General features: G+C 40.6%; 11 protein-coding genes and 1 pseudogene. 11 read left to right on the forward strand and 1 reads right to left on the reverse strand.

All coding sequences use genetic code 11. The annotated features are described in order from the left end of the window. The 9 genes and pseudogenes from CSX02_RS08630 to CSX02_RS08670 all read left to right on the forward strand — a co-directional run. The coding region (locus tag CSX02_RS08630) for a MetQ/NlpA family ABC transporter substrate-binding protein (protein ID WP_099386373.1) at positions 1-839 on the forward strand (839 nt) is incomplete at its 5' end. Between the two features lie 208 nt (positions 840-1047). After that, positions 1048-1749 carry a transglutaminase-like domain-containing protein gene (locus tag CSX02_RS08635; protein ID WP_408607285.1) on the forward strand — a complete coding sequence of 234 codons (702 nt, stop codon included), beginning with the start codon at positions 1048-1050 and terminating at the stop codon, positions 1747-1749. Between the two features lie 199 nt (positions 1750-1948). Beyond that, complete coding sequence (locus CSX02_RS08640; RefSeq protein WP_143248165.1) at positions 1949-2278, forward strand: hypothetical protein; 330 nt, start codon at positions 1949-1951, stop codon at positions 2276-2278. A gap of 258 nt (positions 2279-2536) precedes the next feature. Further along, positions 2537-3574, forward strand: coding sequence for a hypothetical protein (locus tag CSX02_RS08645; RefSeq protein WP_143248166.1), 1038 nt, complete (start codon positions 2537-2539; stop codon positions 3572-3574). Position 3575: 1 nt separating this feature from the next. Then, positions 3576-4121: a DUF3990 domain-containing protein gene (locus CSX02_RS08650; RefSeq protein ID WP_099386376.1), complete on the forward strand. Its 546-nt coding sequence runs from the start codon at positions 3576-3578 to the stop codon at positions 4119-4121. A 189-nt stretch (positions 4122-4310) separates the two neighbouring features. Then, positions 4311-5651: pseudogene (locus tag CSX02_RS14140) on the forward strand (ATP-binding protein). 162 nt (positions 5652-5813) lie between these two features. After that, positions 5814-7145, forward strand: coding sequence for an ATP-binding protein (locus CSX02_RS08660; protein WP_099386377.1), 1332 nt, complete (start codon positions 5814-5816; stop codon positions 7143-7145). 155 nt (positions 7146-7300) lie between these two features. Beyond that, positions 7301-7921 (forward strand): hypothetical protein, encoded by a 621-nt coding sequence (locus CSX02_RS08665; protein ID WP_099386378.1) that lies wholly within the window; start codon positions 7301-7303, stop codon positions 7919-7921. Between the two features lie 246 nt (positions 7922-8167). Continuing rightward, on the forward strand, positions 8168-8455 hold the full coding sequence (locus CSX02_RS08670) for a helix-turn-helix domain-containing protein (RefSeq protein ID WP_099386379.1): 288 nt from the start codon (positions 8168-8170) through the stop codon (positions 8453-8455). Positions 8456-8479: 24 nt separating this feature from the next. Here CSX02_RS08670 and CSX02_RS08675 read toward each other — a convergent pair whose 3' ends face one another. Further along, positions 8480-9112 carry a Crp/Fnr family transcriptional regulator gene (locus tag CSX02_RS08675; protein WP_207653773.1) on the reverse strand — a complete coding sequence of 211 codons (633 nt, stop codon included), beginning with the start codon at positions 9110-9112 and terminating at the stop codon, positions 8480-8482. 114 nt (positions 9113-9226) lie between these two features. Between CSX02_RS08675 and CSX02_RS08680 the strand changes: the two genes are divergently transcribed. Further along, entirely contained in the window at positions 9227-9973 is a 747-nt protein-coding gene (locus CSX02_RS08680) for an ATP-binding protein (RefSeq protein WP_099386380.1), read from the forward strand. A 79-nt stretch (positions 9974-10052) separates the two neighbouring features. Next, positions 10053-10691, forward strand: a complete 639-nt coding sequence (locus CSX02_RS08685; RefSeq protein WP_099386381.1) for a flavodoxin family protein — start codon at positions 10053-10055, stop codon at positions 10689-10691. Positions 10692-10715: the final 24 nt, after the last annotated feature.

Genomic DNA, 10715 nt, shown 5'->3' on the forward strand with positions numbered 1-10715 from the left:
CTGTTTTATTAACCACTGCAACAATTCTTGCATCATTCACAGCCTGCGGTGGCAAAAATGATGCGAAAACATCCGAAGCAGAAGGGGGAGCAACCGCTGCATCTTCTGAGGATGGGGAAAAAATTGTGTTAAAAGGAATTGCAGACCTTGTTCCTCATTCAGAAATTATTGAATATATTAAGCCAAAGCTTGCTGAGCAGGGAATTGAGATTGAACTTGTATCAACTGCGGCAGATTCTACAACCAATGAGAAACTGGGTGCAGGAGAAATTGATTTCAACTATTTCCAGCATGAGCCATATCTTTTATCTGAAGTGGAAGCAAATGGTTATGACCTTGTAAGTGCTGGAGGGATCCACGTTGAACCAATTACGGCATACTCTGATAAGTATAAGTCTGTAGATGAGATCCCGGAGAAGGCAATCGTAGCAATTCCAAATGATGGAACCAATGAGTATCGTGCACTTAGAATCCTTGAATTAAACGGATTTATTACATTGGATGAAGCCGCAAAGGATTCCCTGAGTGCTTCTGTACAGGATATTACCGAGTATAAGATTCCGATTGAGATTGTGGAACTTGATTCTGCCCAGATTATTCCGACCAAGGATGATTATGACTTTTTCATTACGAACACAAATAAGGCACTTGAAGCAAAGATTACTTCAACCAGACTTTTCTCGGAAGGTGCTGATAGCCCATATGCAAATATCATTGCTGTAAGAAGTGCGGATAAGGATAAGCCTGCAATTCAGGCTCTTGTTAAGGCTTTACTTGATGAAGATACACAAGCTTTTATCGAGGAAAAATATGATGGAGCTGTTATTCCCGTAAAATAAAATATAGCGGAAAAGGTTTATAATCTGGCGGACCCCTAGTTCAGTTTTTTGGTGTCCGCCAACTATAAACCTTTTTTCAAAATTGTACAGGCATTCTATTCTTGCAAAGTGAAGGAGACCCCGCTATACTTAAACTATTGGAGACAGAATAGTAATGAATGCGGTTTTGTGGGAATGGTTCAGTCCCAATTGGCAGTTTATGGAGGATATAATGGAATTGTACTTACGAGAAACACAGATGCTGGATTATTCCAATCCTAGGATTCAGGAGTTAATTGAAATGCGGGGCTGGAAAAATCTAGATGAATATCAGCGACTAAAAGCGATATACAATTATGTAAGGGATGAGATTTTATTCGGATATAACGTGGATGATAATATTCCGGCTTCTAAAGTATTGGCGGATGGTTATGGGCAGTGTAATACAAAAGGGACTCTATTTATGGCATTGCTGAGGGCCTGCGGAATTCCTTGCCGCGTGCATGGGTTTACTATCGATAAGGAATTGCAGAAAGGTGCGATGACTGGTTTGGTATACAGAAGTGCACCTCGGAACGTTTTTCATAGTTGGATAGAAGTGTATTTTGAAGAAAAATGGTATGAATTGGAAGCTTTTATTTTAGATCGCGCATATTTAAATAAGTTACAGGAGCAGAATCCTGCTTGCGACGGTGCTTTTTGCGGGTATGGAGTCGCTGTAACAGATTTTAGAAATCCTGTAATTGATTTTGACAGGAATCATACTTACATACAAAGTGAGGGGATCAATCAAGACTTTGGGGTATATGATTGCCCGGATGAGTTGTTAAAGGAACATCATCAGGAAATGTCAGCGCTCAAAGCTTTTGCATACAGAAATTTTGGCAGGCATTTGATGAATCGAAATGTTAGAAAAATTAGAAATCGATAATTCAAGTTCACTGGGATAAGGCTCACAGCAGTGGGCCTTTTTTTATTGGAAAAATCGCTTGAAAGTATGGAAAAATTAAAAAAACTCTTTGAAAATCAAAGTTGAGACCTGTTTATGGGACTTTAAGCGGTGTAGAATTATGTACAGAAGCATACCGGAACCGGAACATTTGAGACTACCCAAGGGCGAGGCAATTGATATGGAAAAAGTAATAGAATTTATTGAAAAACAGAAATGGATATTTGCAAAAACATATGCACACAAAGCTCCGCATGAATATGTTGTACGTGGCAAGGTAAATGGTTCTGATGAGGAGTTTATGCATGTCGTAGATTACATTCAGGAGAATGGAATTACAATGTACTTTTGGAATCATCCGAATAAATATATAATGATTGGAGAGCACCAGTACTGGGTTATGCGGGACGGGAAAGATGATCCTACTACGATATTGAATCGTTGTGATTTGAGTCAGTATAAAATTTCTGTCACTTGGAGAGGTGAGAACGGAGGAGGTCAAGATGAATAACAACCATTATTGCAATTGCAAATGGAATTATAATGCCGGAGGTGCCGGGGTATGCAGAAAAGATTGAAGAATACAGGGATTTACTGAAAAAAGAGAATTCTATTATCACGGAGTTGTCTTATGCAGAGAAGGAGTTCGTGCCCTATTCAGAGTATCTGGAGTAGTCTGCAGAAGAAAGAGAAACCATGAAAGAAGCATCCAATTACTTAGAGAACAAGTATGTCGATTAGATTGTAACTACCGGAAAGGGGTATTGATATGGCAGAATCATTATTGGCGCATTTATATTCAAGAATTAAGGGGTCGCAGGAGGATGTTGCAACAATGTCTTTGCAATATATCATCTCATCATCTAACCAACTCAATCAAGCATTTAACAGGTTATTAAGCGATGCCTTGAAATTTGATTTAGATGAAGACATAACATATTCTTGCCAATCTGTAGGTGAAAACAGCGAGCGCCCGGATATGTCAGGTGTAGATAAAAACGGAAACGAGGTCATTCTCTGTGAGATGAAATTTTATGCTGGATTGACATCGAATCAGCCAAATGGTTATTTGAATCGATTGGTGAACGAGAATGGCAAAGCGTTAGTTTTCGTATGTCCTGAGCGTCGTCGTGTCTCATTGTGGAATAAGCTAACAGATCTTTGCAGAGAAGCGAACAGAGAATTTAGCGCAGAAAGTAATTATAGAGCGGAAGTTGACGGAATCGTTATGGCGATTATTTCATGGGCAGAAATTATTGAGATGCTAAGGCGGACAGCTGCTTCACAAGTTATGGAAGCTATATCTGATATCGAACAGTTATCTGGTTTCTGTGACATGATGGACAGCACAGCATTCATTCCGTTTGCGTCGGAAGATATGGGACCGGATATTGCGCGCCGTGAAGATCGTTATTTCCAGGTTATAGATAGGTTGTTTGACACACTGATTGCAAATAAAAGTCTTAAGGCATCAGGTAAAGGTCTTAAATCAAGTCCAAATCGTAACGGCTATATTAAATACTTGAAAATCAATCAGTATGCAGTAGCTCTTATATATGACCGGAGTACTTGGATTGATTCAAAATCTGCAGAGACACCATTTTGGTTCTATTTTAATGATGATGGGTGGACTCAAACGGATGAATTGAAAAAGAAACTAGTTGCAATTCCGGAACATGAAAGAGCAATGTTTGGTAATACGATTGGAATTGCATTGCATCCCATGTTAGATTCGCAACTTGATGAAATTGCGGTTGATTTGATGAATCAGATATTGGATACCATGAGAAAAACAGGGGGAGAATAGAATGCAGCTATATCATGCAGGAGTAGAGACAATTAAATTGCCGGACATTCATTGCGGACGGAAAAACGCGGATTTTGGGCAGGGGTTTTATCTGACCGGAGATGTGGATTTTGCGCACCGCTGGGCGAGGGCGCGCGATGGGAAACTGCCGATTGTCAATCATTATGAGCTGGACGAGCGAGGTTTGAAGGTGCACAGGTTCACGCGCGACGAAGCGTGGTTTGATTATATTTTTGCGAATCGAAAAGGCAGAGAGGACACGCTCGATGCAGATGTCGTGATTGGTCCGATTGCGAATGATATTATCTATGATACATTTGGAATCATCACGAGCGGGTTCTTAAGCGAGGAGGAAGCGATGAAGCTGTTGCTCATCGGCCCGGAATATTATCAGATTGTGATTAAGACGCAAAAGGCGGTGCAGCAGTTGACATGGCTGGATGCAGTTTCAATCACAGCTGCGGAATTGGAAGGCTATCAGGCACAGCTGGCGGCGGAGGAAGAAGCATATCAAAAACGATTTACACAGATATTGGAGGAGGACTAAATGGGAACACAAAGGAGAAAGGTATCACGCTTTTGCAGGAGACACTGATCGACCTTTAAAGTGCATAATAATTTCGTGAACGGGGATTTGCGTAGATTTATGCCATTAACGAACGGGGATTTGCGCAGGTTTTCGGTTTACGCGAACGGGGATTTGCGCTATAATCGAATCAGAAAGGCGGAAATTTGCATGGAAAAACCAGTGTTTCGAAGAAAAATATATAATGAGCTGCTAGAGTGGAAAGAAAAACGCAGCGATAAATATGCACTTCTTATAAAAGGAGCGAGACGGGTCGGCAAATCAACGATAGCAGAGGAGTTTGCAAAAACCGAGTTTAAATCGTATATCATGGTCGATTTTGCGCATGCAAGTAAAGCGATAATAGAATTATTTGATGATACCTATGATTTGGATTTTTTCTTTTTGCAGTTGCAGCAGCTGACCGGAGTGAGGCTTTATGAAAACGAATCTGTAATTGTTTTTGACGAGGTTCAGTTGCTTCCGAAGGCTCGCCAGGCAATTAAGTATCTGGTGGCGGATGGAAGATATAAATACATTGAAACGGGCTCGCTAATTTCTATTAAGAAGAATACCAAAGACATTCTGATTCCAAGCGAGGAACATAAGATTTCCATGTATCCGATGGATTTTGAAGAATTCTTATGGGCAATCGAAGATGAAGTAACAGCTGAAACGATACGAACTCTTTTGAAAAGTAAGAGACCGGCCGGAAATGCAATGCATAGGAATCTAATGAGAATCTTTAGATTGTATATGCTTATTGGCGGAATGCCACAAGCGATTGAAACCTATTTGGAAACAAACAATTTACAAGCCGTCGATACTGCGAAAAGAGAAATTGTGGATCTCTATGAAGAAGATTTTACAAAAATTGACAGTTCCGGACTGGCCGGAGATATCTATGATGCGATACCGGCAAACTTAAGTGGAAATGCGTCGAGATATGTTTTGTCTAGCGCAAGAGAGGGTACAAGGTCAGAATAGGTTGTTGACTTAATCCCGGATATGCTGAGTTCTTATACGGTAAACATCGCATATCATGCAAATAATCCTGGTGCTGGACTGTCATTAGAAAAAGATCCAGGGCGATATAAGTTGTTTACATCAGATGTGGGACTTTTTGTCACGCTTGCGTTTAAGGATAAGAATTACACGGAAAATGTTATATATAATAAACTACTTTCTGATAAGCTGGAAGCAAATTTGGGTTATGTTTACGAAAATGTAGTTGCACAAATGCTGAAGGCAAAAGGAAATAATTTGTTTTACTATACGATGGGAAATGAAACTTCAAATCATCTATATGAGATTGATTTTCTTACCTCAGTCGGAGATAAAATTTGTCCGATAGAAGTGAAGTCCGGAAATTACAGAACGCATAAATCGCTGGATGTATTTTGCGATAAGTTCAGTCGACGTATAAAAGACAAATATGTGATTCATACGAAGGATTATAAGTGGGAGAACGGGGTAAATTATATCCCTGTGTATATGCTGCCATTTTTATAAATGTGTGGAGTATACTCCGATTTTATGCAAAATACTAAAAATAAATGTTCCGATTTTATGCAATTATCAGGCGGAACACTATCCGATTTTATGCAATCCGGATTGACTTTGCCGCAAAACAAGCCTATTATCTAGGTAGAAAGATAAGGTGTGGTGAATGTTATGTTAAAAAGAAAAGTCTATTCGGAATTAGTTAATTGGAAAAAGCAAAGGCATGAAGAGAAAAAGCAGAAATGTTTATTGATAAAGGGCGCACGACAGGTTGGAAAATCATTTATTGTTAATGAATTTGGCAATAATGAGTATGACTCCTTTATTTGCATAGACTTCTTTAAACAAAAGCAGTTAAAGCAAATCTTTGATGGTGAATTGTCGTCTGAAGAAATATATAAAAGAATAACAGCAAATATTCCCGGGGTTAAGCTTATACCGGGTAATACACTTATCTTTTTAGATGAAATTCAATGCTGTGGAAACGCACGAACTGCTTTGAAATTTTTAGCTGAGGATATGCGTTTTGATGTTATTGCTTCAGGTTCTTTATTAGGTCTTTCTTATGGTCAGGATGATGATGATGAGGTTGAAGAACCATCATCTCTACCGGTAGGATATGAGAATCAGATAACCATGTATTCATTAGATTTTGAAGAGTTTTTGTGGGCATACGGATATGACTCTGAAACTATAAATGGTCTAAAAGAATATATGGGAACCGACAACCAGATTCCGGAGAGTATCCATAATAAATTTGAGAATTTATTTAGAGAGTATATGGTGGTTGGCGGGATGCCTGAAGCGGTCATGGATTTTGCAGAGCATAAAGATTTCAATAGAGTAATGGAAATACAGCAGAATATTATTGCATTGTATCAGGATGACATTTCAAAACATGCAAAAGGCAGAGAAAAGCAGCTTGTTAGAATGTGCTACGATGCAATTCCGAGACAGCTCGCGAAAGAGTTAAAAAAATTCCAATACTCAACAGTTGAAAAGGGACAGACGAGTCGCAAATATGGAGGCAGTGTGAAATGGTTAAAAGACTCGTGTTTAGTAAATGCTTGTTATAATGTTTATGAGCCCTATATTCCATTAGAGGCTAATGCGAAGAATGAGCAGTTTAAATTGTATATTAATGATACCGGTCTTCTGACTTGTATGTATGGATTTGAAACCAAGCGAGCACTGCTAAACAATACATTAAAGGGAAATGCGAAAGGCGGAATATATGAGAATATAATTGCCGAATCTTTGGTGAAGCGTGGCTATAACTTGTATTACTATAAGCCGGATGATAATCATGAGTTGGAATTTTTGATTGAAAAGGATGGTGAAGTGATACCTATAGAAGTGAAAGCGGGTAATACTGCTTCGGTATCTTTAAATAATTTTATCAATGATTATTCTCCTAGTGTTGCGTATAAATTAATCGCAAATAGGAATGGCAAGGTAGATGTAAAAGAGGTTCTTCCTCATTATTTTGTATTATTTATATGATCAATATGGACTACAATAAATAATTCGGGCGCGCGCGGTTAACGGAATTGGCGGAGCAGGAGAAGGCAAGGCATAATCTGCTGAAATATTGTGAACTGGATATGTATGCGATGGTGAAGGTGTGGGAAGAGTAGGAGAGAGTAGGAGGAACGAAAATGACCACAGATGAGCTAAAAGAAAAAATGTTTAAATTTGCATATCATGAAGCTTTGAATGATGCGACTGGTCAGAGTGCATACCGAGGGAAAAAGTCCGATATCGAAAACAATGCCGGCGCCGAGGAGAAAGTGAAAAAATATATTGATTCACTTTTTAATCCGCCTAATCTTTGCTTTTATGACACAGCGAAAAAAGTAAGTGACGCGATAAATGATGTAGAATTTACGTTTGGAAATATCCAAAAGTTGATAAATATGACTGCAAAGTATCTTTATCTAGGTTGTTATTCAGATGAGAAATTAAGAGAATGCTTTAAAAACTGTCATTGTCCAATGGATAGAGTAATGATAGACAAGGTTTTTAAGGAGTATAAGCAGGCTTTTGTAGAAAAGAACAAAGGTAATGAGAACTTGCTGACTATTCCATATGGTGATGGAAAAAAGGGGAAAGATAAATCAAAAATATGTTGGAGCAAGATTAAATTCGCTGATGAAGATAGTCCGTGCAGTCATAAGATTTATGAAAATTATCAGGAGATGGTAAGAGCGATAACGAATGATATGGGGATTTACCCTCTAGAACTTGATTATGCGCTTTGGGAGTCGACGAAAGGATAATTATTGAAGGAAATAAACATGTATTCAAAATGAAAAAGGGTATCTTTTGACGGCATATATAATGACTTTACTCCTCTGTATCAATGATATAGAGGGGCGTTAAGCAAAATTAATTACCATATTCATACCGATGCAATTCAAAACTACTTGATAGATGATGTGGATCCGGATGGAAAGAGATATGTTTTTCTTCTGAGGCAGATATGCTAAATGTAAATCCACATCTTTAAAAAGGCGGTGATTCTGATGTTAATTAAAGAATTGAGAAAAATCACTGGATTATCGCAAGCTGAATTTGCAAAAAAATTTCATATTCCGGTAGGAACACTTGCTCATTGGGAGCAAGAAATAAGAAAACCTCCAGAGTATGTGGTTTATATGATGGTGAAAATTGTATACATGGAAAGGGCACAGTATTCAGAGAATACAGGCTTGGAGGCGATGAAAGAAGCCAGCAAGATAGCGAGTGAGAATGGGATTGCAAATATGTCACTTGATGAAATCAATGCAGAGATAGACGCTGTGAGAAAGTAGATGGCTGAATTTTTGGGATAGCATCTACCCCAACCGAAAATGATTCATCCTCACCGTAATCAGCCCCTCCCGCTGCATCTTCCCCAGCTCCTTGGAGAGCGCAGTGCGTTCCACATTCAGATAGTCGGCCAGCTGTTGGCGGTCAAACGGGATGTCGAACTCTTTTTGTCCACTGCGAAGAGAGACCGAGTTTAAGTAGGACATCACGCGTCCGCGGATTGTTTTCGGAGAAGTGTGGAAGCTTCGTTCGGACAAATGCAGATTTTTTTGCAGCGAAATCTGCAGGATGTTGGCGAGGACTTTCGAATCGCGCAGGCCGTTGACGGAAAAAAGCATGATGCGACTGTCTTCATTTGCGCGTGCGTCCACCTGCAACGGTTCGTGTTCCAAAAGCGCATAAGTTTCGGCGAAGTATGCTCCTGCGCCGAGGTGACTTAAGATGGAGCGATTGCCCCACAGGTCATTGCTTTCAATCGTGACACTCCCGGACAAAATCAAATACATATGATTCGTATACGAGCCCGCCAACAGGATGGGCTCATTTTTTTGAAAGTTTTTTACGGTTGCGGACATCTGTCCCAATGCATCGTGGATCTCGCGCTCGTTCATATCGCGAAACAGAATGGATTTTTGGATGATTTCAAAATCGCCGGTCATAAGAATCTCCTTTTTTAAAAATGTGGTAATAACCACATACGAATCACATTTAGCATACTATAATATGTATCATCATTCAAGTGATGCAAGTTTAGATAGCAAAGGAGAAAACAAATGATTCGAAAAATTGTCCATATTGATGAAGAAAAATGTAATGGATGCGGTATCTGCGCAAGCGCATGTCACGAGGGCGCAATTGAGATTGTGGATGGAAAAGCAAAGCTGATGCGCGAACATTTCTGCGACGGATTCGGCGACTGTCTGCCGGGCTGCCCGACCGGAGCGATTACCATCGAGGAGCGCGAAGCACCTGCGTATTCTGAGGCAGCCGTTCACGCAGCACAGCAGAAGAAAAGTGTAAATTTATCTCCGGCTGCAAATCATGCCATGCCGGGATTTGGTTGTCCGGGTTCACGTTCAATGACATTGAAATCAGCAGAGACAGAGGAAGAAAACAAAAAAGCAGACAATACATCAAATGCCAATAGAGCAGTTTCCCGCCTGATGCAATGGCCTTGCCAAATCAAGCTTTTGCCGACACAGGCTCCGTTTTATCAAGGTGCAAAGCTGTTGATTGCTGCAGACTGCAGTGCCTATGCGTATGCGAATATGCATGAGGATTTCATGAAGGGCAAAATTACGCTGATTGGTTGTCCGAAGCTCGATGATGTGGATTATACGGAAAAGCTGACGGAGATTATTGCGTGCAATGATATCAAGAGTGTGACGGTGGTGCGCATGGAGGTGCCTTGCTGCGGAGGCTTGCAGCGTGCAGCGGAGAATGCGCTTAAAAACAGCGGAAAATTTATTCCGTGGCAGGTCCTGACCATCTCGCGCGACGGAGAGATTCTTGATGCATAGAAATAGACGATAATACTTGACGAGGGGCTTGGTTTCCGCTATATAATAGGATTTAATTAAGGCTAAGGGAGGAAATCATATGAAAGTATTAATCATAAACGGAAGCCCTCGCATCGGAGGCAACACATCGATCGCAGTCGATGAAATTGCAAAGACCTTGCGCGAGGAAGGCATCGAGCCGGAAGTGGTTCAGATTGGAAACCAGAACATTCGAGGATGCATTGCCTGCGGCACTTGCGAAGAAAAGGGCAAATGTGTCTTTGATGATGCAGTCAATGAGCTGGCGCCGAAGTTTGAGGAAGCGGATGGACTGATTGTTGCTTCTCCGGTTTACTATGCATCGGCGAATGCAACTTTAATCGCATGTCTTGACCGTCTGTTTTACAGCACTTCTTTTGACAAGAGTATGAAGGTGGGCGCGAGTGTGGTGGTTTGCCGCAGAGGCGGTGCGTCCGCTACATTTGATGAATTAAATAAATATTTTACAATCGCCAATATGCCAATCGCATCCAGCCAGTACTGGAACAGTGTCCATGGCAGTGCCAAGGGAGAAGCATTAAAGGATGAGGAAGGGCTTCAGACCATGCGTGTGCTCGCACGCAATACGGCATTCCTCGTCAAGAGCATTGCACTTGGCAGACAGCAATATGGCCTGCCGCAGAAAGAGCAGCATGCATGGACCAACTTTATCTCAGTCGGGGTTACAATCTCCGACTGAGATAAACGCTCCGCGAGGATGCGC

It is taken from the genome of Agathobacter ruminis, from assembly GCF_002735305.1.
Taxonomy (GTDB): Bacteria; Bacillota; Clostridia; order Lachnospirales; family Lachnospiraceae; genus Roseburia; species Roseburia ruminis.